Genomic DNA, 26,031 nt, shown 5'->3' on the forward strand with positions numbered 1-26,031 from the left:
TTTTAAATATTGTTAATTATTCTCTGTTTTTAACCATTACCCATCCTGTGTATTTGAAAGGAGTACTTTTTTTATCAGTCTCATTCCACGTCACAGAGTACCAGTAATTTCCTGTAGGAACTTTTTTACCACCATTGGTAGTACCGTCCCATTTATAGCCATTAGTCTTGTCAGCCTGGAAGATCTTAGTTCCGTATCTGTCAAAAATATTGAATATAAGATTTTGTTTACCTGCCAATGCAGAATAATCAATCACATCATTTACACCATCTCCGTTTGGAGTGATCACGTTGATAAGATTTGGAACTACAATTTCAACCTGAATAGGCTCACAGTCGTATGAATCTTTTACGTACACCGTATTGTTACCTCTTGGTACATTAGCGAAAACATTAGAATCCTGCCAGTTGATATTGTCCATTGAATATTTGTATGGAGCAGTTCCGGCAACAACATATACTGTAACGTTATTCGTTGAAATATCAATGGTAGAGATTACAGGTTGCTCAGAAGGATAAATTTTAACTGTTTGAATTGCTGTACAGTTTCCTGTTGTCAATTTCACCCAATATGTTCCAACACCTACATTGCTGATGGATTGAGTCGTAGCTCCTGTGCTCCATTCGTATGCACCGAAACCAGGACCGGCATCTAGTGTAGTCTTGTCTTCCATACAAATGATCTTGTCTTGTAAAACCGTAGAATAAACCGGAGGGATTACAATTAGAGTCACTTTAGCTATAGCATAACAGTTGTTTCCGTTTGTTACTTTGATGTATACAACACCATTTGGAGCGATATATGCAGCAGCTGTTGTTGCTGGGATTTCATTTGTACCGTTTATTGCATCTGTTAAAGATGGATAGTATTTTTTAGTTGTACCTCCCTGTGTCGTAACCGAAGCGTTGGTAAGATTAAATAGACCTGTTGAAGGATTAGTTTCAATAAAACAAGCTCTCAATGTTGCATCATTTACAACTACAACAGGGAAGAAGTTCAATGTGATCGTAGCTGTATCGGCACAACCCTGAGGAGTTGTTACTTTTACATAAACTACACCTGTTGAGGATACGTAGTTGGCCGAATTTATAATTTCATTAGTTCCTGCTGTAAGATCAGCCATTGTAGGATAATATTTCTGAGTTGCAGTAGGATCATTCAATACCGCCAGAGCAGTTGAAGTAAGATCAAATGTTGCAATACCTGAGTTATTGTTGTTACAAGCATTCATTGTAACATCATTAGCGGTAATATTTCCTAGCTTAAATTTAAACGTGCCAATCTGCCTACACGAGTTGATTGGGTTGGCAGGGTTTGTGGGATCCGTATAATGGATGCTGTAATAGTATGTTGTTGTTGTATTAACCGTTTGAGGTGTTAAAATTGGGCTCGCTCCAGACAATGCATCATTTTGAGACGTATGGTAGCTTACCGAAAAGTTTGGATTGTTATTGATGATACCAGCTGATAAAGTACTGAAATCAAAAACTGCAGGACTTGTACAAACAATTACCTCATTTGGATTTGCAGGATTTGCGTTAGGCGTTCCCGGCGGTATAAATGGATTTGGTGTAAGGTTGGGATCATTAAATGGAGAAGCCAAAGTGGCTGTTCCTCCCCAAGTTAAAGCAAATCCGTTAGTATTTGCCGAATAGTTATTCACTAAAAGGTAATACGTCTGGCCTGGTAAAACATCCATATACTTTGCCCATCCATCAGAATTTGAACCCGGTTGTCCGAAATAATCATAAGGATCTGTAGATGTTAAGTTAAGACCAGTTGCTCCTGCAGTATAAGGACTGGAACATCTTATCGTGTTACCTTTGTTGTTGCAGTCAACATTTGGTCCCCAAACATAGAAGTCATAATCTACGGCTCCTGTCTGTAAAGGTGTTATGGTAAATGTTAGAGTTCCTGCTGTGGCAATCGTAAATTTATACCAAACAGAGAATTTTTCTACATATGAACCGCAGTTTCCTTCAGGAAGCTCTTGTACGCCGGCTCCGGAAGGTGTGTAGGAAAACCCTGAGTTTCCACAAACAGCTAAAGCTGTAGCACAATCTTCTTGTGCATAAAATATCTGACATAGAGGTATCAGAAAAATTAGTAGAAATTTTTTCATAAAGGGGAAATTTTATAAGGCAAATATAAAAAATTATTAACGTTGAATTGAAGTTTTTGTCATTTATTTAATAAATTGAAGGAAAACGCTTTAATATTGCATTTTTCTTAGCTTGGGATTGGTGCTGGCTACAAGAAGCGCTACAAGCACAGTCATTGTTCCTCCAAAGACCACGGAGCGCACTACTCCGAGTAATTTTGCCATAACTCCGCTTTCAAACTGTCCCATTTCGTTGCTCGACATGATGAAAATTGAATTCACACTTAAAACACGTCCTCTGATGTGATCAGGCGTTTTTAACTGAACAATTGTTCCTCTTATCACGACTGAAATTCCGTCAAGCATACCGCTTAATACCAAAAACATAAACGAAATCCAATATATATGTGATAATCCGAAACCGATGATACACAATCCGAATCCTGTTACAACAGCAAGTAAAACCTTTCCTTGATTCTTCCTTAACGGAATAATTGATAGAATTGTTATAATACACATCGAACCAATATCGGAAGCTGCATTTAATAATCCGAAACCTTCGGCTCCAACTTTCAGAATATCAGTGGCAAATACCGGGATCATAGCAACAGCTCCTCCGAAAAGAACGGCAAACATATCAAGGCATAAAGCTCCCAATATTTCTTTAGTTTTAAATATATAAGAAATTCCTTCACGCATACTTTCAACAACGTTTACATCTTCTTTTTTATGTTCAGAATATTGTTTTTTTAATTGCCAGAAAAATACTGAGGCGAAAATTATTAATGAAATAATAACAACCAAAGTCCATTTTACCCCAAAATAACCGATAAGAAATCCTCCGACTGCATGTCCGCAAACAGATGATATCAAGAAAGTTGCCTGATTTAAAGTAACAGCATTGGGAAGATTCTCTTTTTTAACAATAGTAGGAATCATCGAAGGCACAATCGGTCCGATAAAAGCTCTTGCAATCCCCGTAAAGAAAATAACAGCGTAGATAAAATAGGTAATTTGATGTCCTGTGAAATGCATTTGTACATTCAGGAAAGCCGGAATAAGCAATAATCCGATCAGAAAAACATAAGCGTAATTACAAATCAGTAAAAGCCTCTTTTTTTCATTCATATCAATAACGTGACCGGCGTATAAAGCACAGCTTACGGCCGGAATAACTTCCGAAAGACCGATCAACCCGATCGAAAAAGGATCTTTTGTTAATTGATATACCCACCATCCCAATAAAGTAGCGAGCATTCTAAAGGCTAAAACAATAAAAAATCTTCCGGTAAGAAGATTCCTGAATTCAACATTTTGCAATGTTTTTAGCGGGGTAAACGAAATCATTCACAAAAATAGCCCTAAATATTCATTTAAGGCTATTGATATTATGATTTTTTAAATGATAAATCAAATAGAAGCTGAAAGATAAAATCTATTTTAGTCAGCTCTTGAAGAACTTAAAACCAATGCTGCAACTCCTGCTGCACCAATCACAACAGCTCCTGCAGTAATTCTGGCTTTTCTGCTGTCTCTTACTGAAGCTACATTAGATTTTGGAATGATAACTTCTGCGCTGTCTTTTTTTCCGGCTGTACCAATAAGGTTGTCGCCATCTACGTTACGGAACAACATTTTTTGATTTTTAGAACCGTCTTTCATTTTAACCACATACATTTTTCCTGCTTCAAGGTTAGAATAATTATTCTTAGAAATGTCTTCTGAGTATTTTGTAGTTGCACAAGATGAAATTACAAATAAAGACGTTAACAAAGATGATTTTAAAAGTACAGATGCTTTCATTCTAATTTTTTAGTTTTTCAAATTTATAATTTTTTTCGAATAAACGTTTCCTGAATTAAAAAAATGTGTTTAAAATTTATAGATTTCTAATAAATCTGCGATTTTTCTGTCATTTGCCAGTCTTGGAGTTTTATTTTGTCCGCCCAATTTCCCCTGAGATTTTGCATATTCATGAAAAGCATTCTTTTTTAAGTTGCTGATATAAAGTTTTTGAAGAATATTTCCGGAGATCAGATCATCATAATACGTATTGCGTTTTCTGAGCTGATCATCAAGTTCATTTTTAAATATCTCTAAATTTTTCGGCTCTTTTTCAAATTCTATGAACCATTCATGATAGGGAAGTCCTTCCGCGGGATTCACTTGTGGAGCAAGATGAAATTCTGTAATCTGAGCGGGATATTTTTCTAAAGTTGCTTTAAGAGCTTCTTCAACTTCAAAAGCGATCACATGTTCCCCGAAAGCTGAGGTGAAATGTTTCGTTCTTCCACTTACTAAAATTCTATGTGGATTTTTATCAATAAATCTTACCACATCACCAATAGAATATGCCCACAAACCTGAATTTGTTGTTAAAATTAAAGCGTAATCTTTATTAAGTTGAATCTCTTTTAAGGTTAATCTTTTTGCGTTAGATTTTCCATATTCTTCCAAAGGAATAAATTCATAGAAAATCCCATGATTGGTTAAAAGTAGCAATCCTTCTTTTGTATAATCGTCCTGAAACGCAAAAAATCCTTCCGAAGCTGGAAATGTTTGAATGATATCAACTTTCCCACCCAATAATTCTTCCATTTTGTCGCGATAAGGCTCATAATTTACTCCACCCGTAACGATAAGTTGAAGATTCGGGAAAAGCTGTTTGATCTTTTTACCGTTTCTTTCAATTAATTTTTCAAAATACATGATCAGCCAAGGCGGAATTCCCGAAATCAAAGTCATGTTTTCTTTTTCGGTTTCCTCAACGATTTTTTCAACTTTGGCTTCCCAGTCTTCCATAATATTGGTTTCCCAACTTGGCAGACGGTTTTTTTGAAGGTATTTTGGAATGTGATGAGCCACAATTCCTGAAAGTCTTCCTGTTTTTATACCGAAAACTTCTTCCAATTCCGGACTTCCCTGTAAAAAGATCATTTTTCCTTTTACAAAATCGGCGTTGTTTTTCTGAGCAATATAATGGAATAACGCGCTTTGAGCTCCGGCAATTTGAAACGGCATTCCTTCTTTAGAAATAGGAATGTATTTTGAGCCTGAAGTTGTTCCGGAAGTTTTTGCGAAATATTCCGGAGTCTCTGTCCATAAAATATTGGCCTGACCTTTTTTTACTCTTTCGATGTAAGGTTTAAGATCTTCATAATCTGCAACAGAAACTCTTTCCTGAAATTCTTTAATAGACTTGATGTTTTCAAAATCATGCTCTCTTCCAAACAGCGTCTTTTTGGCTGTTTCTATTAAAGATAAAAGCAAATCTTCTTGGTTTTTTTGTGCATTTTTCTTGAATTCTTCAGCCTTTCGGACGTGCTTTTTGGCCCAAGACAGTGCTATATTTTTCTTTAGGAAGTTTAACATGGTTCAAATTTATAAATAACTAAATAATTTGATGCAATTTTAATGAAATATGAAATAAAAAAACCGATGAATGAGTATCACCGGTTCTTCGAAATTTGATTATGAAAATAACAACTATAAGTTGAGTTTATTTGTTTGTTTTATACCTCTTGTCTGGAGTGCCATCTTTTTTCAGATGTTGATTGTCTTTATATCTTTTATCGGGAGTACCGTCTTTTTTCATTTTAACGGCTGTTGTTGATGTAGATGCAGGTTTTGCTGTTTTAGTGTCTGCCACTTTTGCAGCTTTGTTATCAACCGTTTTAGCTGTTTTTGTTACCTGATGGGTTTTCGTAGCCGTTGCGGGAGCAGTCTGTTGTGCCGTTGCAAGTCCTAGTCCTAATACTATTGACATTGCTGATAATAATTTTTTCATATGATTTTGTATTGTTTGTTTTTCTTGAATCAAAGTTATACAAAAATCAGGCTGAGAAACTCACTTTTAGAAACTTAACTAAAGTTTATTACAGCTTAAAAAAATATTAAAAGGATTGAAATTATAATTAATAAAAAAAACAAAACCTGCTTCCGTTTCCGAAAGCAGGTCCTAACATATGTATGAAAAGTTGGTTTAACGAGTACAGTTGGCTGTCCAGGTTTTACCATCCTTGATGTATAAGATTTTTAAGTCGTTATTATCAATTCTAATATATGATGTTCCGTTTGATCCTATCATTACTAATGTGTGATCTCCTTCCTGATTAAATTCGATTCCGTTAAGATCAGGGATACTGTTTGAGAATGCAAAGTTATACTTTGTACCACTCGCAATTTTTGTTACAAATACGCTTCCACTGTTGGTGTTGATATCTGTATCGCCATCTTTGTAAGATACAGTTCCTTTATAAGTTCCTGCAAAGAAGTCGTTGTTTGTTGGGTCGTCGTCATCACTACAAGATGCAAACGAAGTTGCCGTGAAAAGTACCAACATAAAGATACCTAAAATTCTAATTGCCTTTTTCATAATATTATTTCTTTAAGAGTTTGTACTCATAATTAGCCAAATACTATGCCGCATGATAATTATAGAATTTTTTTAACTTTAAATTAAAATTTTTAGGAAAATATTAAGATTTGATGATTTTTTACTTATATATTTCACTTTTTATGTAAATCATAATATTTTTTTGTTTTAAACTGTTTAGAAAACTCTTGAAATCGCTTTTGTTGTTTTCAGAGATTGGAAAACTCAAATTATAATTACTGATCCCTTAAATTTATATATAAATAAAAAACCTGCTTCTGTTTCCAAAAGCAGGTCATAATATATGTTTAAATAATGAGATTATCGTTTACAAGTGGCATTCCATGTTTTACCATCCTTTGTATACGCAATTTTCACCTCGTTGTTTTCAACTCGTACGTATGCTGTTGCATTTGAACCTACCATGATTAAAGCATTATCTCCAGTTTTTTCAACATCAATATCGTTAAGAGCAGGAATGTTATTAGAGAATGCGAAGTTGTATTTTTTGTCACTAATTACTTTAGTTACAAAGACACTTCCTTCGGTTGTACTGATGTCTTGATCTGCATCTTGATATGAGACGCCTCCTCTGTAAACTCCGGCAAAAGAATCATCTTTCATTAGGTCTTCTTCGCTATTATCACTACAAGATGAAAAAGAGAGTGCTGTAAAAATAACCAGCATAAAAATTCCTAAGATCTTAATTGTTTTTTGCATCATATTTCTTTTAAATGTTAGGTGGGATAACTCTCAAACATTATGCCGTGGATAGGAGCTTTTCATGGTTTAACTTTTAATTAAAATGTTTTGGGAATTATTGTGATTTAAGGGTTTTTCATTGATTGTTCTTAAATTTTATATAAATCGCAATCATAATGTAAAGAAAAAAATATCCCTATATTTGTTTTGTCTTAAACGGTTTCGGAAACTCCCGAAATCGCTTTTGTCGTTTTACACCATTACTATTTATGCAGTTAAAAACAATCAACGAAAAGTTTCTTCCTGATCTGTTGAAAAAGGAATTTGGAAAAGAGATTTTTACTCAACTGGAAAATAATCAACACATTTCTGTAAAAGGAAGTGCCGGATCTTCGACCTCTATTTTTGTGGCTGAGCTCTTCTTAACCCAAAAACATACAATTCTTTTTGTAATTGATGATAAGGAGGATGCTCTTTATGTAAATACAGAAATGGAAGATCTCTTGGGAAAAGAAAAAGTATTGTATTTCCCGGCAACTCACCTTGAACCTTATCAGGTTGAAAAAACGCAGAACGCCAATTTGGTTTTAAGGACCGAAGTTTTAAATAAAATAAATTCAAGTAAATCTCCGAAAGTGATCGTTGCTTACGCGGGGGCTTTGTCGGAAAAGGTTTTGAAGAAAGAAGATTTCAAGGCTATTTCTCATCAGATCAAAGTAGGCGACCAGCTTGACTTTGATTTTGTGGATGAGTTGCTTTCTCATTACAGTTTCCAACAGACGGATTTTGTGTCCGAACCGGGAGAATTTTCCGTGAGAGGCGGAATTGTAGATGTTTTCTCTTATTCTTATGAAAAGCCTTACCGTATTACTTTCTTTGGAAATGAGGTTGAAAGCATAAAAACTTTTGATATTGAAACTCAGCTTTCCATTGAAAAGGTGAAAGAACTTCAATTGGTCTCCAATATGAATTTTTCTGTAACAGGAACCAGAGTTTCTTTACTTCAATTACTACCGAAAGAAAGTTTTATTGTTTCTAAAAATGGAGTTGTTGCAGTTCAGAAAATAAAAACATTTTACGAAAAGTCTTTAGAAAAATTTGAAACTTTAAGTAAAGATATTGCTCACAGAGCGCCGCAGGAATTATTTATTTCTGATCAGGAATTTTTATTTGATTATAAAAAATTTAAAACAATTGATTTCAGTAGTGTTTCCATTGAAAGCTTAAAAGATATTGTTGATATTAAAATTGAGCAAACCTCACAACCCACTTTTCATAAAAACTTTGAATTATTAATTGAAGATTTAGAAGAAAAGCAAGGTGAAGGTTTCGAAACCTGGATTTCTTTCTCCACAGAAAAACAAAAAGAAAGACTTGAATCTATCTTTGAAGAATTAGAACATGAAGTTCCTTTTAAAAGTTTTAAATCTGAGCTTCATGAAGGTTTTGTAGATAACGACAATAAGCTTTTGGTTTACACTGATCACCAGATATTTGACCGTTACCAAAGATATAAAGCCAAAAATAATTTTGCAAAATCTGAACAGCTTACCTTAAAAGATCTGATGTCTCTGAAAATCGGAGATTATATCGCTCACATCGACCACGGAATCGGAAAATTCATGGGATTGGTAAAAGTGAATAATGATGGTAAAATTCAGGAATGTTTTAAACTGACCTATAAAAACGGTGACTTATTATATGTAAGTATTCATTCGCTTCATAAGATTTCAAAATTCAACGGTCCGGATGGAAAAGAAGTTGTTCTAAGCAAGTTGGGATCGCCAGCCTGGAAATCTTTAAAACAGAAAACTAAAGCCAAAGTAAAACAAATTGCTTTTGACCTTATCAGACTGTATGCTGAAAGAAAAACGGCAAAAGGTTTTGCTTTTACACCGGATTCTTACCTGCAAAACGAGTTGGAAGCAAGTTTTATTTATGAAGATACTCCTGATCAGGAAAAAGCAACCATTGATGTAAAAAAAGATATGGAAGCCGATACCGTGATGGACAGATTAGTCTGCGGAGACGTAGGTTTCGGTAAAACGGAAGTTGCTGTGCGTGCTGCTTTCAAAGCGGCAACCGACGGAAAACAGGTTGCAATATTGGTTCCGACCACGATTTTGGCCTTTCAACATTATAGAAGTTTTAAAGAAAGATTAAAAGATTTTCCGGTAAATGTAGACTATGTTAACCGTTTCAGAACGGCTAAGCAGAAATCTGAAACATTAGCTGCTTTAAAAAACGGAAAAGTAGATATTATCATTGGAACGCACCAGTTGGCAAGCGCAAGTGTTAAGTTTAAAGATTTAGGTTTATTAATTATTGATGAAGAGCATAAGTTCGGAGTTTCAGTAAAAGATAAATTGAAGACTTTAAAAAGTAATGTTGATACGTTGACATTAACAGCAACACCAATTCCTAGAACATTACAGTTTTCATTGATGGCAGCACGAGATTTATCGGTAATTAAAACGCCACCGCCAAACAGACAGCCTGTGGATACGCAACTTGTTGGCTTTAATGAAGAAATAATTCGTGATGCAGTTTCTTATGAATTACAAAGAGACGGACAGGTTTATTTTATTAATAACAGGATTGAAAACCTAAAAGATATTGCAGGATTAATCCAAAGATTGGTTCCTGATGCAAGAGTGATCACCGGTCACGGTCAAATGGAAGGAAAACAGCTCGAAAAGAATGTTCTGGACTTCATGGAAGGAAAATATGACGTTCTGGTTTCCACAACAATCGTTGAAAGTGGGGTGGACGTACCGAATGCGAACACCATTTTTATTAATGATGCCCAGCGATTTGGGATGGCAGATCTTCACCAGATGAGAGGAAGGGTAGGACGAAGTAACAGAAAGGCTTTTTGTTATTTAATCACTCCGCCTTACGATATGATGACATCGGATGCGAGAAAACGTCTTGAAGCTATTGAGCAGTTTTCTGATCTGGGAAGTGGTTTCCAGATTGCGATGAAAGATCTGGAAATCCGTGGTGCAGGAGATCTTTTAGGTGCTGAACAAAGTGGATTTATTAATGAAATGGGCTTTGAGACTTATCAAAAATTAATGCAGGAAGCGTTGGAAGAACTTAAAGATGATAAGGATTTTGAAGATTTATTTGATAATGAAGAAGACAGAAACAAGCTCTTTAAATCTGTAAAAGATGTAAATATTGATACCGATCTGGAATTAATGCTTCCTGATTCTTATATCTCAAATACCGAAGAACGATTGTTACTTTATCAGAAACTTGCTGAGATCAATAATGAGATAGATCTGCAAAAATTTGAAGTTGAATTGATCGACCGTTTTGGAAGTTTACCCAAGGAAGCCATTAATTTACTAAAGAGTGTTGCTCTAAAATGGCTTGCTTCCGACATCGGTTTTGAGAAAATTGTCATGAAGAATGGAGTGTTTTTAGGATACTTTCCCGGTAACCCTCAAGATAAATTTTATCAGACAAGTAAGTTTAAAAACATTATTAGTTACCTCACTTCAAATCCTGCAGAAGCCCAACTGAAGGAGAAAGTAAGCAAGGATGGAAATCACCTTATGATGAGAAAAGATAAGATAATAAATGTCGATGAGGTGAATTATCTATTAAGTTCAATTTTAAAGAATGAAGATTAATTCAATATAAAGAGAAAAAATCTATTGTCTAAAATTGATCAAATTTAACTTTAGATGAAATATTTCAACAAATTCCGTGTTTTCAATATTGAAATTTAGCAGAATTTGTTGAAATATTTGTTTTATAGATGATCTTCGTCATGTATTTTCAAAATGAATAAAAATTTTTATTAAAATAATATTAAATTAACGTAAGTTTTTTTTGTCCTGATTTTTAGAAAATTATAAGGATAGAGGCTCTTTTTTTCACTACTTATAGAGAAATTTTAAGATGATTTCACTTTAAAAATTAATTCAAACACATTATTTTCTATTGTTGTTAAAATGCCATAGAGGTATATCTGATGGTGAATTTGTGTATAAAATAAAGTCACTGTTTATTGATAAAACAGGAGGTATTAAATATCTTTAGGGTGAATTATTATATAAGACTGTCATAGGAGAAAATGAATTTAATTCAATATAATAGGAAATAAGTCTACTTTTTTATAGATTAAAAATATCTTGTAAATTGCTTATTTCTATTGGTTTACGGAAGGTAGGTGGATTTTTTAAGATTTTTTTTTCTTTATCTTTGCAGACCCTTATTATGAAAAAAACTGTGTATTTATGCGTAGTTGGACTATTGTCAGTCTATACTCACGCTCAGGTGGGCCTTGGGATTAGTACCCCCCAAGCTTCTCTCGATGTCAACGGGAAAACCACCTTAAGAAAAGAACTTAGAGTCGGCGGTACTTCAACCCAGATCGGAAATGCTGGAGTAAATGGCCAAGTTTTGGTTTCTCAAGGAGATGGGATTTCTCCTCAATGGAAATCATTGAACAATGTCTACTTTATGGAGGAAGGGCAATACAAATTAACCAATTCGTATTTGTCATCAGATCAAGCAGGTATTACTATTCTTTCTAACGGAGTCTTGGGCGACAGTGTTTACAAAAACAGTGTAGGCGATGATATCACCGATTTGAACAAAGGAAAATGGGTGAAAATTGCTGGTCTTGAGAATAGCTTTACTATTAAAAACGGACTCAATAGACTTACATATCAATTCCAAACAGGGGTTGAAATGAAATCTTCAGCACCAGATGCATCTCAGAATGTAAGCTTTACTTGCGGAATTTTCAGAAACAGTAAACTAGTAGCTGTTCGTCCGGACAAAATTTCTTCAACCAATAATTCTGAAAAAAACGGTATCCAGGATTATATTTTTACATTGAATTATACGGAGCCAGATGTTCCGGTAGGTGTACACAAGGTTGAGGTTGCGTGCAGGAAAATTAATGTTTCCAACTCAAGTGCTCAGTTTGCTATTGGGCGTAGTGTGGCAAGCAACAATAATCTCTCTAATGCATTCACTTTAGAATCTGCATTCAAGATAGACCTTATCGAATTTATAACCTACAAAGTAAACTAATCAATGAAAAATATATTATTTATCCTATTTTCTACAATAGGGTTGTCTCTTTCTGCTCAAGTGGGAGTAGCTACTCCTGAGCCTAAAGCGATGCTGGACGTTAACGGAAATATTAACCTTAGAGGAAAATTAGTAGTTCTGAATGCTGCAGACAGCAAACTTTCAGAAGGAAGAGATGATCAGCTTTTGGTTTCACAGGGCGAAGGACTTGCCCCTACATGGAAATCTCTTCGTATTCCTGATTATGAAGCGAATAAATTTTATTTAATTTATAATAACTCTTTTTCAGATAGAGTGGGTACAACCTTCACCTCTTCAGAAGAACCTACGATTGCATCAAGATCGGCTTCTTTTACGAAAAACAGTAGCTTTAGTACTTTTAGTCAATTCAAAAAAATTCCGGGATTATCTCAGACATTTAATGTATACAGTACGGAAAGTAAAACTTACTTCCAGTTTGAAACGGTAATTCAAGCCAATTTTGCAACTGTAGGAACAACAGATACATCAATTGATTATGCATGTGGAATTTTTGTTGATGATAAATTAGTAAATCTAAGACAAGGAAATCTGAAAGCGGTTAACTCAACAAATCCTTTTCTTACCCACAACCAGATAGGGCTTGCTCAAAACCTTGCAAAAGGAGTACACACAGTGAGTGTAGCTTGCTCAAGATTAAAATCATATAACGTACCTACAGGAATAACACTAGGTATAGGAACCAGTGTTTCTGATAATATTGATTCTTATATCTCTCAATCATCATTTAAAGTAGATGTTTATGAGGTTCCACAGGTATTTAATGCGATAACAAACTAAATCATGAAAAAACTATTATTAATAAAGTTATTTTTCCTCGCAATATTCTCCAATGCTCAAGTTGGAATAAATACATCTACGCCAGTTAATACGCTGGATGTAAATGGTGATCTGAATCTAAGAAAAGAAATAAGAATCGGAGCTTCAGAGGCTACAAAAGGAACTTCAGGTGCAAAAGGAACTATATTTCACAATAATGCAAACTTAAATGTGAACGATTGGAAGAATGTAAAAGTAGCAGACGGAATGGGAAGTATGTCTCTTTTTTCTATGAATACTGTTTTTGATAAAATTGGGGTAGCATTCTCCGGAAGTAACGGGGCTATAAGTCCTTATGCAGAAAATATGGATATTACATCAAATTGGACGGTTTTAACAGGTACTGTAAGCACTTTTTCTGTTACCAATACAACGAATAAAGTAACATTTACATTCCAGACGACTGCTCAAAAAACCGTTAATGCTAATACCACGAATGCTAATGCATCGATAAGTTTTGCCTGCGGAATTTTTGTAGATGATAAACTGAAAGCGGTAAGAACAGACGTTGTTTTAGGAGCAGATGGTACCAACAAGATCTTTAACCTGAATGCAACTCTTACTAATATTGGTATAAAAAAGGGCTACACTGTAAAAGCAGCCTGCACAAAAAGAAACTTAAATGCCGGAACATTAGGAATCGGTAGAGCGGTTAATACACAATTTCTTAATGCAGATATGTCACAATCTGTGTTAACAGTATCAGTATTGCAACCGTTTTAATTTTTCATAATAAATAATAATTGTAAATCTAAAGACGCAAGTTTTTAGATTTTTTTTTGATTTAAATAGTATTTTTTATGAATATGTTATTTTTTAAGCTATTATTTATGAAAATAAATTATATTTGGGCTCATTAAAATCATTAACCATGAGTAAAAACTTTCTATTTAAAGCTCTTCTAGGGCTTGTTTTCGGATTTCTGGTGTCTTGTGACAACACAACAGATGATCCTATCAATCAAAATAAAACAACCAACACAAATAATAACGGCGGCGGAGCCACGATTACTGGGCCGAGAATTTTAAATAAAATCATTAGCGGAGGTACTACTCAACAGGAATTTATTTCAACAGCAGGCGTTCTGGAAAAAGGAATATTTACAGACGCAAGCGCTCCTAATTCTTTCTTTACAGGCACACCAACCTATACCGGAACAAAAATTTCTAAAGTAAAATTTGTAGGTAGTGCAAGCAATAGCCCAGGCTATGAATTTAATATTACTTATGACGTGAACGGGAGAATTTCCGGAACAACATCTAATATGTTGACGGGATCTACAATTATAGGAAATAGTGATTATTTTTATACCTATGATTCTGCAGGAAAGATCACAAAGATCATCGAGAAGAAGAAAATAGGAACGGTAACACCTACGTATACTCACTTTACGGAAAATACATTAACGTATTCCGGTGATAACATTACAAAAGTAGTTTCTGTAATGGGAGTAACTGATAGTAGTGGAAATCCACAGGCGGGTTCTTCGTTGGCGACGACTTTCAATTTTACAAATTATGATGCGAAGATCAATCCTTATACAACACTTCCTAAAACATTTTTCTTGATGTATAGTTTAATACATCCTGCTAATTTCTATAACCTATCATCAAACAACGTTGGAAATATGAATTTTGCATATCCGGCACCAACACCAGCAATCTCTGTAAATTTAACGTATCAATATGATACTCAGAATTATCCTGTTTCAGATCAGACTAACTCCATAAATTATGTTTATAAAGCATTATAATAACGGTCTAAATTATTAGTTTTATTATAATGTGAGCAGATATATACTTTTTATTCAAAAAAAAATTATATTTTTGGGAAAATAAATAATCCCCCTTAAGGAATGAAACGACTTTTCTATTTTGTTTTACTATTGGCAGGTTTTTCTGCAATACATTCTTGTAAAGATATGTTGGATGAAAATGGAGATCCATTAGTAGATATAAATAACAATAGCGGCTTAATAGGCCCTAGAGCATTGTACCGAGAAATTACAGATGCCGATACAATTGCCGAATATCATTATAACGGATTGCTTTTATCAAAAGTAATTACAGACAGTGCATCTATTACAGATGTAATGTTCAGTGGTGATAAGGTAAGCACTATCAATTTCCGTGGTTTCCTTGATATGGACGGAGATGGAGACTTGGAGAAGGACAGTATCGCTTTTTCTCAATTGTTTACATATGGTAATACGGGAAGATTAGAGTCTATCTCAGAAAACCGTTCGATCTTCAGAAGAGCGGCGCCGATTCCTCCTGCAACTTTAGGAGTAAAATCTCTTTTCAAAAAAACGAAAAGTATTTTTAATTTAAAATATAACGGATCTACAGCTAAGCTTGATTCTATCATTATGAAAAATGGTGATGATGTTTCAGGAACTCCGTTTGCTTACACAAAATATACAAAAGTAGGTTACGAATATGTAGGCGATAATATCTCTAAAGCTGTAAAATATTATGGGGCGATGATAGGAACGACAGGAACAGTATTTGGAACACCAACTCAAAAATTGGGTTATGCCTATTCAAACTATGATACTCAGATAAGCGCTTATACGCTGTTGCCTACTGCTTACAAAATATCTGCACTTATATCAACAGATTATAAGGATATAAGAAGTTTAATGCTTTCGCCGAACAATCCTAAAAGAATATCGGTAACAGATCTTTCGTTGCCAATTCCTGCTCCGGATGTATTCTCTACAGACTATACTTATGATGCGCAGACTTACGTTAAAAAAGGATTTGGGATCAATTTTATTTATAAACCTTTATAAGAAATAATTTTTTTAATAATATTTAAACTCAATTCTTCACCGGATTGAGTTTTTTATTTTTTATCTCTTAATTTTGCAAAAAATTTCTCAATGAAATATTTAATCGTAGGTCTTGGAAATAAAGGCCCTGAATATGAAAATACACGTCACAATATAGGATTTAAAGTAGCCGAAAAAATAGCCGAAACATTGGAGGCTTCATTCAAAACTACCAACTTCGGATGGCTGGCTGAAGGTAAATATAAAGGCAGAAAAGTATTGGTTTTAAAGCCGGATACTTATATGAACCTTTCCGGAAACGCCGTAAAATTTTGGATGCAGAAAGAAAATATTCCTTTAGAAAATGTAATGATCGTCACAGATGATCTTGTGCTGCCTTTCGGGACATTAAGAATGAAGATGAAAGGCTCAGACGCAGGTCATAACGGGCTTAAAAACATCAACGAAGTTCTGCAGACACAAAATTACGCAAGACTTCGTTTTGGAATCTCTGCTGAGTTTTCAGAAGGGAGACAGGTAGATTACGTTCTCGGAACATGGAATGAAGAAGAAGCCGAAAAACTTCCCGAAAGAATAGAAAAATTCTCTAAAGCCTGTCTGTCATTTGTTTTCGCAGGAATTAATAATACAATGTCTGCTTTTAACGGAAAATGATTTTCTAATTAAAGCCTGAAAATAATAAAAGACCACCGAAATATCGGCGGTCTTTTTCAAAATATAATCTAAAAATTAACTAACTATATAATAGTGAATTAAGTCTCCTATAACCAAGTTACAACTCCGGTTTCAACATCATAGTTGGCCCCAACTATTTTGATTTTACCTTCTTCCTCAAGTCTTGCAAGGGTTGAACTTTGCTTACGGATATCTTCAATCGCGCTTTTTACATTTTGCTGATTCAATCTTTCCAAAAGTGCGCTGTTTTTTGATGAACGATCTTCACCTTCTTCGATGATTTCATTGATGATTGGATCAAAATGATTGATTAAATGATTTAAGTTATCCATTCCTAATCCTTCAATTTGTGCTGCATCAAGACCGCCTTTTAAAGCGCCACATTTTGTGTGTCCTAAAACTACAACAAGCTTAGAACCTGCTACGTTACAGCCAAATTCCATTGAACCTAAAATGTCCTGATTCACAAAATTACCCGCAATTCTAATACTGAAAACATCTCCCAGTCCCTGATCGAAGATAAGTTCCGCAGAAGTACGGCTGTCGATACAGCTTAAAACAACTGCAAAAGGCCATTGCCCTTCACGCGTAGCATTTACCTGCTCCAAAAGATCTCTGTTGGCCTTCAGATTGTTTACAAATCTTTGGTTTCCTTCTTTTAGAAAATTTAATGCTTTTTCAGGAGTAATGGTTGACTGAGTTTCGGATGTATGTGCTTTCATATGATATGTTTATTTGAATTTTATTTTAAAGTTAAAAAAAATATATTTGTTGATAAATGAGCTTACATTGCTCTTCTATGTGTAATTAAGATGTGAGAATCTTCATTGGTCTCATAATCTTTGTAAGAAGTTTTAAAGCCTAAAAGTTCTACATTAATGTCTTCTTCTTTCGCCCTGATATTCGCGAAATCTTGAATCATTTCCAGTACATCTGTCGCAATATATGAAGTTCCTCGGGCATCGATGATCACTGTAGAATTAGGTTTAATATTTCTTAAAGTCTTTTTAATAGCTGCTTTATTTAAAAATGAAACTTCCTCAGCCAATTTGATGTTAATTCCGTCTGCATCGTTCAGTTTTTCTCTGCTCAGATAGTAAGCTCTCTTCATATTTCCTTGTAAAATATAGAAAACTGAGATTGCTAAACCAATTCCGACACCTTTTAATAGATCGGTCGCAACAACAGCCACAACAGTCGCCACAAAAGGGATAAACTGGAACTTTCCTAAATGCCAGAAATGCTTAAATGTTGCCGGTTTTGCAAGTTTATAACCAACTAAAAGTAATACCGCAGCCAATGTAGCCAATGGAATTAAATTTAAAATCATCGGAATCGAAAGTACACAAATTAATAACAGAACTCCATGAATGATCGCTGAAAGTTTTGATGTTGCACCCGCATTTGCATTCGCAGAACTTCTTACTACAACCGAAGTCATCGGAAGCCCGCCAATGAATGAACTTATCAGGTTTCCGATTCCCTGAGCTTTCAATTCAAGGTTGGTATCTGTAATTCTTCTTTGTTGGTCTAATCTGTCGGATGCTTCAATACAAAGTAACGTTTCAATAGAAGCTACAATAGCAATCGTTGCTCCTACGATCCATACTTTTGGATTGGTAAATCCCTTAAGGTCAGGCGTTACAATCAAATTTTTAAAATCATCAAGAGACTGAGGAATTGGTAAAACAACTAAATGTTGAGGAGCAATCGCCAATGAACTTCCTGTCATTTTGAAAAATTCGTTCAGTAAAATACCTGCAACTACGGCAACCAAAGCTCCCGGAAGCATTTTCATTCTTTTCAACGCTGGAATTTTATCCCAGGCCAAAAGAATTCCTATAGAAACTAATGTTACAACAATAGCTCCCAGATGAATAGCTCCGAAAAGTTCTGTAAAGTAGCCGAAGTTGAGTCCGTTATCAAAAATAGATTCATGACCTTCATAGTCTTTATCAAATCCCAATGCATGCGGAATTTGTTTTAAAATAATGATGATCCCGATTGCGGCAAGCATTCCTTCAATAACGTTATTGGGAAAGTAATTTGAAATACTTCCTGCTCTTACGAATCCTAAAATTAACTGAATAATTCCCGCGATCATTCCTGCGCAAAGGAAAAGTTCAAATGCACCCAGATCCGTAATGGCCGTTAATACAATGGCTGTAAGACCTGCAGCAGGACCGGAGACCGAAATATTCGAGTTACTTATCGTTCCTACTACTAAACCACCCACGATACCAGCGATAATACCGGATAAGGGCGGAGCTCCTGATGCTAATGCAATTCCTAAACATAGCGGAAGTGCAACTAAAAATACAACGAGTCCTGAAGGGAAATTCTCCTTAATTCCTCCTATTAATGATGTGTTTTTCATGATATGAAAATGCTGTGATATAACTGCTCGGCTGTGAATGACCAGTTATAAAGATTGGAAATTTAATTTTTAAAGCACGTGTTTATTCTATACCAAAAATTGATATGAATACTATTAAAAAATCTAGCTATACTTAAAAATTAAGCTTCCGGAGGCGGAGAAAATATGGTGAGTAAGGGCGACATGTGAAAGTCGTCATCTATCAGTACAAAAGATCTGCCTGAAAGATCAGGCTCAAAAAACTTTACATAATCGAATACATTTAAAGTCTTTGGAAGTGTTTTTTCGTAAACAGTAAAAGAGGTGGGATGAGAATGGGGCTCTTCTTCATTGATGATAATATTGGTTCTCTGTAATTCCCAACCGAATACTGCAGCAATGCTTGGCAGCGCTGTAAAGTTCAGGAAAAACGTTAAAACAATAATACTCCAGAATTTCATCCCTAAAATTTTAAAAAGTTTATTTAACTTTTCTTTTTACTCATTACCCAATCAGAACTTGTAAGGTTGTAGATTTTTTGGATGTCCTTTAATGTTTTTTCAAAGTCGATCTCCAAATCAATGATCTTACCTGTTCTAAGGTCGAAAACCCAGCCGTGAACCACAGGATACTCTTCTAAGATGTATCTTTCCTGTACACAGGCCATTTTGATCACGTTGATGCACTGCTCCTGAACATTAAGTTCTACAAGTCTGTCATAACGTTTACCTTCATCTGTGATAGAATCTAGCTCAGCTTGATGCAATCTGTAAACATCACGAATATTTCTTAGCCAAGGATTCAATAATCCTAAATCCTGAGGAGTCATCGCTGCTTTTACACCACCACAGTTGTAATGTCCGCAAACGATAATGTGTTTTACTTTCAAATGTTCTACAGCGTATTGAATTACTGCTGTTGAGCTCATGTCTAAAGTATTAACTACATTGGCAATGTTTCTTGTTACGAAAACTTCGCCCGGCTGCGTTCCCATTAATTCTTCTGCTGTTACTCTGCTGTCTGAACATCCAATATACAGGAAGTCCGGATTTTGAGTTTTTGCTAATTCTTCGAAGAACGTTGGGTCATTGGCAACTTTTGATTCTACCCATTTTTTATTGTTTTCGAAAATAACTTCGTACGATTGTGACATAAATTAAAATTTTATAAAAGGTTTAATTATTTATTTCGTTTAAATTATTTTCAAATTCAATAGATTAAATCAATAACTATGCAAAAATATAATTTTTGTCTAAATAGCAATCACTTTTAACAAAGTTTAATATTAAAATATGCTTAAAATCATGTGGAATACCTGTAATAGATGGGTTTTCCTTTGTTTTAGAGCAATATTTTATGTTTTTAATAATTCAAACTATCAAAAAACTGAAGATAAAAATACAAACTATTAAGAAAAAAAAGAAATTTGAAAATTAAAATATTATTAAATATCACAAAAAAACCGCCTCAAGACTGAGACGATTAAAAAAAATCAGAATATCAATTATTATTCTTTAATAATTTTCACAATAGTTTCGGAGTTGTTGATTCTTACTAAATAAGCTCCTTGTGTAAGAGAAGAAAGATCGGTCTGTTCATTCTCAAACTTACCCGATTTTACAAGCTGTCCGGACATGTTATAGATTTGATAAAAGTAATCTTTAGCTTTATCATTTCCTTTGATGTACAGAATGCTCTTCACAGGATTCGGGAAAAACTCAAGTTTGTTTTGAGCCACTTTTTCCTCGATGATAGATTTTGCTAAAACGGTTTTAGCTTCTCCAGATGTAGCATCTGTTACCTGTAATCTTGGAATTGGGCCTAATTCATTGCCATTCTCGTCATATTTTACCTTAACACAACGACAGCTTTGAGCAAAATATGGGTCAGCATTACTGCTAAACGGAGTAAGATAATTTCCATTGTTCTGGATTTCTACTCTTAAAGCTCTTCCTGTATAATTTGAGTTAAGGGCTCCTAACCAAAAACCACCATACGTGTAATCAATGATATTGAAATCCGGCGCAGCAGGAGAGGCCTCGATTGTATTTCTGCCACCTCTTACTCCAGAATTTACAAAACTTCCGATATTATATGAAGGATTGGCAAATAAGTAACCAATTGCAGCAGAACTATATGGTGTTCTGTTGATTCTTGTTCCTCCATAATTGTTAGGAATACTGATTCCCGTTGTTGGCTTATAAAAAGGAGATGAACCTACACTTGTATTGGCAACACCTGTTAAGTCTGGAATTCTCCATCCTTCCGGACAAGGGTCAAAAGGTGATTTTTTTCCTCCTCTTCCCCATCTTTCCGGAGCTAAATTTGGTTCGCTGGCCAACCAGTCAGCACCATTGGTATGATTAAGATCTGCTGATTTGGTTGTCATTGTTGGAACCATGAAGATCATTGGGTTTTTCACAGAATATGATAAAACTTTGCTGATCTTATCTGAAGTTTTATCTGTAGCCAACACATTAGACTGAACCGAATAATCAGGATATTTTTTAAGATATGCATCTGAATAATACGTTGCAGAAGCTAGAGTAGTGTAAGTCATCGTACCATTCGCCTGCGCTGTTCCTAAATAAACCGGAGCTGAATTTCTATTTGCATTTACAAAAACCGGCAGTGGATCTTTTCTTCCCCATTGGAAGTGTAATCCGGCTGTTGAAGTTGTTTTATTGGCTTCATCAATGGCTTGATTTGCTCCCAAATCTCTATCCATTATTTCAGTTTTTATTACTTCGCCAGGCTTAATGTAATTGATATAATTTACAGCTGCTTGATTAGGTAATTCTGTTGTATAAACAACAGATGTGATCGGTGTGTTTGTCACCCAGATATGCCAGCTCCAATAAATTGGATTCGTGATACTTCCATTATGTAAAGTAACGACAGCATTACCAGACTGGTTCGGAGCGATCTTAACAGTGATATTTGTATTTGAAATAGCTGATAATGAACCCGGAGCTGTATTTGAAAGTGAAATATTGCTGATCAAACTTGTGTTGGTTGACCACAATACATTAGCTTTCAGATTATTGAAATTTGCTGCATTTAAAATATCAGTATTATTCAACAATTTACTCTGCGCAGAGAATGCTTTACTGATAGGAATCTGAATTGTAGATTCAACCGTATTTTTAACGATAGAATAGGAGTTTGGATTGTTCAATCCTTCTGCATATTCAACATCATCATTGAAGAACTCTGTAGGGAAGTCATATTGATTTACAACGTATAAAGGATCTTTGATACATCTACATCCATTCGCTCCAGAGGTTGCACCACCACCTACAGGATAATATTGATATCTTCCTGTGATTGCCGGTAAAGAAGAATCCGGTGTATCCGGCTGATCTCTGTCCGGAATCATACGGAAACTTCTAGCCGAAACGGCAGGAGTAGTATCGAACCATTTTGCCATGGTTGCAGTCCATAAATACGTTTCATGCTGATCTGAATATTGACCTTCATGATATCCTCTTACAAGAATTCCGGTTCCTGGGAAAATTCCCATGTTGTTTCCGCCGACATTGCTTAGATCTACCCCAACATTATTGTAAATCTTAAACCCTTTCATATAACTTGGAGTATTGCTGTCATTAGGTTTAATGATGTGATATTTGTTGGCTTCAAAAACATTTTTACCAATGTTGTTTTTAATTCCGAATGGACTAAAATCCACTCTCAAATCATCAATATAACTTGTATTTCCTAAGTTTGCGACAAGCATTGAAGGTATTCTCCATCCGTTAGGACATGGATCAAATGATGATTTATCTCTATAAGGATTTGCATTATTGTCATCGTTGTAATTGCTTACGGAATTAAGCATTCCTCTTGAATTATCTGACCATAGATTTAATTCTGATAATTTATCTGAAGAAAGCGATGATGAGTTTCCGAACCAGTTTACCTGTAAATTAGCATTGTTATTGTAAAGTGCCTGCGCAGAGTTGTCATCTTTGTTTACATAAATTAAGCTTAAAGGATTTTTAACAGACAAACGAATATTGTTTGATACAGTTGCATTCGACAACAATACTGTTTTGATTAAATTATCAATTTTTGTTGCTCCGTTAGCCATATTTCTTGATTGCCTATGTCTCACTCTTCCGACAGATCCTGAAGCTTCATAGAAATCATTTCCTTTGTAAACTAATGGTGGAATAGGGTCTTTTCTTCCCCATTGATAAAGTAATCCTCCATTTTTATTAAATTCGGTTCCCGTAATGGTGTTGCTTAAAGCGCCAAGGTTTCTGTCCATCCATCCCCAATCTGAACTTGGAATTGGTTCTATAGTTCCGTCGCTTTTTTGTCTTTTAATGCCATCAAAACTTTTGTAAGTTGATCCGTTTCTAGGATTGTCTGTTACCCAAACGTGCCAAGACCAGAAAACTTCTCCGTTTACTTTGTAAGCAATTACGGCGTTTCCTTCTTTAGTTTTGTTGATCGGAACTTTGATTTTAGCATCTTCGCCTGAACCTACAATTTCTAAGCTATAGTTGGTTCCTGATTTTATCAAACCTTGGATATCTTCCCAATACACATCAGCAGTTATGGTACCTGTAGGAATCGGGCTTCCTCCCATGCGAGAATCGGAATTCCACATTTTATAAGCTTTTTTCACAGGAATATATAATCCGTCACTGTCCTGATTAGGCTCGAAAATATAACTGTTAGGTGCTTTTGCCCAATCTAATGCATTGTTGTCCGGAAGCGCTCCCGCATTGATGGCGAAACATTGCGTAGAACATTCGGAAGCATCATTATTATATGAATTTGTATTTCCAAAAACACCTGTATACTTGATGAATTTTGAAATTTCTCTTTCAATATCTTGTAATGATCTTTTGGTCTGATAAGAAGTTGAAACATCATTTCTCAGTGCACCAACACCATACAATGTTAATTCTGTAGTGTTAGATATTGACAGGTTTTCAGAACCAGGGCCTCTTCTTGCAACATTGTTTGTGTATCCAAAGTAAGGAGCTCCGTAATTGCTTGTGCTGTTTGGTGTTAGGTCAATAAATGTACCGTCACTTTTATAAGCTCGTAAACCTGTTGCAATACTTGAAACAATAACTACAGGTTCCTGATCCGGGATAAATTCAGATAAATTTTTATAAATTCTGTTGTATAAATTAAAATATCTGCTTTCTAAATAAGCCGGATTTTTAAAATTATGATATCCGGGTCCGTCAGCATCTCCCGGCCACTGACTGAATTTCATGTAAAATCCATTAGCTGAAAATTTACCTGCAAACATGTATACTGGATCATCATAGCTGTACAGATAAGGAATCGGGTGTCCCGCTGCTTCATTGTAAATAAATTCCGGAGTTGTTCCTAACGTATTAGTAATAGCTCCTGTATTTACCAATTTTACAGCTTTTGCGCCACTAGCTTCCGTTATTACATCTGAAGGATTGGTCGGGGCAAAAACTACATCGTCTTTTTTATTATTCATTAAGACATTGCTGAGTTTATTCCAAGAATAAGCAGATGTTACTCTGTCTTTTAAACCTGTAACTTTTCCGTTGGCATCTGTAATTAAGGTACCCTCTTTTTTAGGTGTTAAAAGCATGGTGTACTCATTTTCATCCAGATCACAATTCACAGCAGCATAATCTGCGGCTTTGTAATGCGTTACGGCTTTGTTCCAGGCTACAGTTGTGAAATTGCTTGCCGAATCTGAACTTAACTCAACTTTTAAATTGTAAGTCGGGTTTACAGATGCGGGTAATTCTAAAGTAGCTTTCAGCGTTTCATTATACTGATTGTAGGAGTATAATGTTTTACACCAGCCGGTAATCCATTCTCCCTGAGCATTCTGATACTTAATGGAGAGCAGGATGTTGCTGTTTGTGAATGGTTTGTTGAGCATTCCGCTCATTACAACCAGTCCTTTTTCATTCACATTCTGTGAAATGACGATCAGAGGATCCAGATCAAAAGTACTCGGTGGAGTAGGTGTTTTGAATTTGGAGCCAATGGGTTTCTCATTTGGCTTAGGGACGGATGTCGTCCTCGAATAAGCATGAGAAGATGCAATACAGAGTACTGCAGCAAAAATCTGTAGTGTCGATTTTTTTTTCATACGTATAAAATTAAAAAGTGTTTTTTTTCGAAATATTTAAGACAACGTTTAATAAATATTTAATATCAATTGAACAGACAGAATATTCTCATTCCCTATGTGGGCGATAAAATAAATTCCATCTTTGATTGTATTAAAGATTTACAGTTTTTGCGTTGAAGTAAGCTTAAGTTTTAAAAGTATTTTCCGGTGAAATTAAGATTTCAGAGAAAATGTAGATTGATACAATATCGAAAATTGTCTCAAGTTTGAACGTAATTTTTTTTCCATGGTTGGTGTATTTAATGTTTTTTTTGCGTGTGTTTTTTTATTGTATGTAATTTAAAATACAAATTCAGTGATTTGAGTTAAAATTACTTTTCACAAAAATGAACAAAAAAATAACTTCCCGCAATAGAGAAGTAAATTTTTATTGAAAAAGTTATATGAATTTATAAATCTATATGATTTTTCTATACTTTATTATTGATGTAACCCATTGTAGATTTTCTAGTTGAGTAAATTTTTCCAGGATTTCCAACTACTACGGAATCAGCAGGAACATCAAAATTAACATAGGCATTTGGAGCAATCAAAACATTCCTCCCGACCGTTACTCCGCCTACAATCACAGCATTTGTACCAATCCAGACTTCATCTTCAATGGTAGGAAAACCTACGAATCTTCCACGGTTTTGCTGTCCGATGGTTACCCCTTGTGCGATGTTGCAGTTCTTACCGATTTTAGCTTTAGGGTTGATCACCAGACTTCCCCAATGTCCTATATAAAATCCTTCCCCAATTTCGGTTTCAGGATAGATCTGATAACCATATTTTATTTGATAATGCCTTAAAACAATTCTCCAAAATACTCCCAAAACAGGTTTATTCATATGTTTTTGAGTTTTTCTCAAAATATAAATAAAATGAAGGTTCGGATTAATGCATTTTGCCCAAATTTCGAATCTGGAGAGCCATTTTCCACTTTCGCGGTAAAAATCTTTTTGTATGATGGAATAATTCGGCATAG

General features: G+C 34.8%; 20 protein-coding genes. 7 read left to right on the forward strand and 13 right to left on the reverse strand.

Translation table 11 applies throughout. The features are described from left to right. Nucleotides 1–16 precede the first annotated feature (16 nt). The 7 genes from EG348_RS08255 to EG348_RS08285 form a co-directional block, all read right to left on the reverse strand. Nucleotides 17–2,122: a gliding motility-associated C-terminal domain-containing protein gene (locus tag EG348_RS08255; RefSeq protein ID WP_123982373.1), complete on the reverse strand. Its 2,106-nt coding sequence runs from the start codon at nucleotides 2,120–2,122 to the stop codon at nucleotides 17–19. Between the two features lie 90 nt (nucleotides 2,123–2,212). Then, entirely contained in the window at nucleotides 2,213–3,448 is a 1,236-nt protein-coding gene (locus EG348_RS08260) for an MFS transporter (protein WP_123982375.1), read from the reverse strand. Between the two features lie 93 nt (nucleotides 3,449–3,541). Then, complete coding sequence (locus tag EG348_RS08265; protein ID WP_072407159.1) at nucleotides 3,542–3,904, reverse strand: hypothetical protein; 363 nt, start codon at nucleotides 3,902–3,904, stop codon at nucleotides 3,542–3,544. A gap of 69 nt (nucleotides 3,905–3,973) precedes the next feature. Next, nucleotides 3,974–5,473 carry a GH3 auxin-responsive promoter family protein gene (locus EG348_RS08270; protein WP_123982377.1) on the reverse strand — a complete coding sequence of 500 codons (1,500 nt, stop codon included), beginning with the start codon at nucleotides 5,471–5,473 and terminating at the stop codon, nucleotides 3,974–3,976. A 127-nt stretch (nucleotides 5,474–5,600) separates the two neighbouring features. Continuing rightward, nucleotides 5,601–5,888: a hypothetical protein gene (locus tag EG348_RS08275; RefSeq protein ID WP_123982379.1), complete on the reverse strand. Its 288-nt coding sequence runs from the start codon at nucleotides 5,886–5,888 to the stop codon at nucleotides 5,601–5,603. Nucleotides 5,889–6,083: 195 nt separating this feature from the next. Further along, a complete protein-coding gene (locus tag EG348_RS08280; protein ID WP_123982381.1) occupies nucleotides 6,084–6,476 on the reverse strand; it encodes a hypothetical protein in 393 nt (130 codons plus the stop codon). A gap of 321 nt (nucleotides 6,477–6,797) precedes the next feature. Then, the gene (locus EG348_RS08285; RefSeq protein WP_123982383.1) at nucleotides 6,798–7,196 is read right to left on the reverse strand and encodes a hypothetical protein; all 399 of its coding nucleotides are present in this window, start codon (nucleotides 7,194–7,196) and stop codon (nucleotides 6,798–6,800) included. A 251-nt stretch (nucleotides 7,197–7,447) separates the two neighbouring features. On the opposite strand from EG348_RS08285, the gene mfd reads away from it, so the two are divergent. The 7 genes from mfd (at nucleotide 7,448) to pth (ending at nucleotide 16,539) form a co-directional block, all read left to right on the forward strand. Next, a complete protein-coding gene (gene mfd, locus EG348_RS08290) occupies nucleotides 7,448–10,819 on the forward strand; it encodes a transcription-repair coupling factor (protein WP_123982385.1) in 3,372 nt (1,123 codons plus the stop codon). A 589-nt stretch (nucleotides 10,820–11,408) separates the two neighbouring features. Continuing rightward, nucleotides 11,409–12,233, forward strand: a complete 825-nt coding sequence (locus EG348_RS08295; RefSeq protein ID WP_123982387.1) for a hypothetical protein — start codon at nucleotides 11,409–11,411, stop codon at nucleotides 12,231–12,233. A gap of 3 nt (nucleotides 12,234–12,236) precedes the next feature. Beyond that, nucleotides 12,237–13,052, forward strand: a complete 816-nt coding sequence (locus tag EG348_RS08300) for a hypothetical protein (RefSeq protein ID WP_123982389.1) — start codon at nucleotides 12,237–12,239, stop codon at nucleotides 13,050–13,052. Nucleotides 13,053–13,055: 3 nt separating this feature from the next. Continuing rightward, complete coding sequence (locus EG348_RS08305) at nucleotides 13,056–13,814, forward strand: hypothetical protein (protein WP_123982391.1); 759 nt, start codon at nucleotides 13,056–13,058, stop codon at nucleotides 13,812–13,814. Nucleotides 13,815–13,962: 148 nt separating this feature from the next. Further along, nucleotides 13,963–14,844, forward strand: coding sequence for a hypothetical protein (locus EG348_RS08310; protein ID WP_123982393.1), 882 nt, complete (start codon nucleotides 13,963–13,965; stop codon nucleotides 14,842–14,844). Between the two features lie 102 nt (nucleotides 14,845–14,946). After that, the gene (locus EG348_RS08315) at nucleotides 14,947–15,885 is read left to right on the forward strand and encodes a hypothetical protein (RefSeq protein WP_072407175.1); all 939 of its coding nucleotides are present in this window, start codon (nucleotides 14,947–14,949) and stop codon (nucleotides 15,883–15,885) included. A 90-nt stretch (nucleotides 15,886–15,975) separates the two neighbouring features. Next, nucleotides 15,976–16,539, forward strand: a complete 564-nt coding sequence (gene pth / locus EG348_RS08320; protein WP_072407177.1) for an aminoacyl-tRNA hydrolase — start codon at nucleotides 15,976–15,978, stop codon at nucleotides 16,537–16,539. A 107-nt stretch (nucleotides 16,540–16,646) separates the two neighbouring features. Here the strand turns inward: pth and EG348_RS08325 are convergent, their stop codons facing one another. The 6 genes from EG348_RS08325 to EG348_RS08350 all read right to left on the reverse strand — a co-directional run bounded on the left by EG348_RS08325 (nucleotide 16,647) and on the right by EG348_RS08350 (nucleotide 26,029). After that, nucleotides 16,647–17,282 (reverse strand): carbonic anhydrase, encoded by a 636-nt coding sequence (locus EG348_RS08325; RefSeq protein WP_123982395.1) that lies wholly within the window; start codon nucleotides 17,280–17,282, stop codon nucleotides 16,647–16,649. A 62-nt stretch (nucleotides 17,283–17,344) separates the two neighbouring features. Then, nucleotides 17,345–18,937 (reverse strand): SulP family inorganic anion transporter, encoded by a 1,593-nt coding sequence (locus EG348_RS08330; RefSeq protein WP_123982397.1) that lies wholly within the window; start codon nucleotides 18,935–18,937, stop codon nucleotides 17,345–17,347. Nucleotides 18,938–19,077: 140 nt separating this feature from the next. Then, complete coding sequence (locus EG348_RS08335; protein ID WP_123982399.1) at nucleotides 19,078–19,377, reverse strand: hypothetical protein; 300 nt, start codon at nucleotides 19,375–19,377, stop codon at nucleotides 19,078–19,080. Between the two features lie 23 nt (nucleotides 19,378–19,400). Next, a complete protein-coding gene (locus EG348_RS08340) occupies nucleotides 19,401–20,069 on the reverse strand; it encodes a carbonic anhydrase (RefSeq protein WP_123982401.1) in 669 nt (222 codons plus the stop codon). Between the two features lie 354 nt (nucleotides 20,070–20,423). After that, nucleotides 20,424–25,022, reverse strand: coding sequence for a T9SS type A sorting domain-containing protein (locus EG348_RS08345; protein WP_123982403.1), 4,599 nt, complete (start codon nucleotides 25,020–25,022; stop codon nucleotides 20,424–20,426). Between the two features lie 452 nt (nucleotides 25,023–25,474). Further along, nucleotides 25,475–26,029 carry a serine acetyltransferase gene (locus tag EG348_RS08350; protein ID WP_123982405.1) on the reverse strand — a complete coding sequence of 185 codons (555 nt, stop codon included), beginning with the start codon at nucleotides 26,027–26,029 and terminating at the stop codon, nucleotides 25,475–25,477. Nucleotides 26,030–26,031 lie beyond the last annotated feature (2 nt).

Source organism: Chryseobacterium sp. G0201, from assembly GCF_003815655.1.
GTDB lineage: Bacteria > Bacteroidota > Bacteroidia > Flavobacteriales > Weeksellaceae > Chryseobacterium.

Bases quoted from the DNA above. Each gene is read 5' to 3' on its own strand.
- EG348_RS08255 (WP_123982373.1), bottom strand. From the start codon at position 2,122: ATGAAAAAATTTCTACTAATTTTTCTGATACCTCTATGTCAGATATTT.
- EG348_RS08260 (WP_123982375.1), bottom strand. From the start codon at position 3,448: ATGATTTCGTTTACCCCGCTAAAAACATTGCAAAATGTTGAATTCAGG.
- EG348_RS08265 (WP_072407159.1), bottom strand. From the start codon at position 3,904: ATGAAAGCATCTGTACTTTTAAAATCATCTTTGTTAACGTCTTTATTT.
- EG348_RS08270 (WP_123982377.1), bottom strand. From the start codon at position 5,473: ATGTTAAACTTCCTAAAGAAAAATATAGCACTGTCTTGGGCCAAAAAG.
- EG348_RS08275 (WP_123982379.1), bottom strand. From the start codon at position 5,888: ATGAAAAAATTATTATCAGCAATGTCAATAGTATTAGGACTAGGACTT.
- EG348_RS08280 (WP_123982381.1), bottom strand. From the start codon at position 6,476: ATGAAAAAGGCAATTAGAATTTTAGGTATCTTTATGTTGGTACTTTTC.
- EG348_RS08285 (WP_123982383.1), bottom strand. From the start codon at position 7,196: ATGCAAAAAACAATTAAGATCTTAGGAATTTTTATGCTGGTTATTTTT.
- mfd (WP_123982385.1), top strand. From the start codon at position 7,448: ATGCAGTTAAAAACAATCAACGAAAAGTTTCTTCCTGATCTGTTGAAA.
- EG348_RS08295 (WP_123982387.1), top strand. From the start codon at position 11,409: ATGAAAAAAACTGTGTATTTATGCGTAGTTGGACTATTGTCAGTCTAT.
- EG348_RS08300 (WP_123982389.1), top strand. From the start codon at position 12,237: ATGAAAAATATATTATTTATCCTATTTTCTACAATAGGGTTGTCTCTT.
- EG348_RS08305 (WP_123982391.1), top strand. From the start codon at position 13,056: ATGAAAAAACTATTATTAATAAAGTTATTTTTCCTCGCAATATTCTCC.
- EG348_RS08310 (WP_123982393.1), top strand. From the start codon at position 13,963: ATGAGTAAAAACTTTCTATTTAAAGCTCTTCTAGGGCTTGTTTTCGGA.
- EG348_RS08315 (WP_072407175.1), top strand. From the start codon at position 14,947: ATGAAACGACTTTTCTATTTTGTTTTACTATTGGCAGGTTTTTCTGCA.
- pth (WP_072407177.1), top strand. From the start codon at position 15,976: ATGAAATATTTAATCGTAGGTCTTGGAAATAAAGGCCCTGAATATGAA.
- EG348_RS08325 (WP_123982395.1), bottom strand. From the start codon at position 17,282: ATGAAAGCACATACATCCGAAACTCAGTCAACCATTACTCCTGAAAAA.
- EG348_RS08330 (WP_123982397.1), bottom strand. From the start codon at position 18,937: ATGAAAAACACATCATTAATAGGAGGAATTAAGGAGAATTTCCCTTCA.
- EG348_RS08335 (WP_123982399.1), bottom strand. From the start codon at position 19,377: ATGAAATTCTGGAGTATTATTGTTTTAACGTTTTTCCTGAACTTTACA.
- EG348_RS08340 (WP_123982401.1), bottom strand. From the start codon at position 20,069: ATGTCACAATCGTACGAAGTTATTTTCGAAAACAATAAAAAATGGGTA.
- EG348_RS08345 (WP_123982403.1), bottom strand. From the start codon at position 25,022: ATGAAAAAAAAATCGACACTACAGATTTTTGCTGCAGTACTCTGTATT.
- EG348_RS08350 (WP_123982405.1), bottom strand. From the start codon at position 26,029: ATGCCGAATTATTCCATCATACAAAAAGATTTTTACCGCGAAAGTGGA.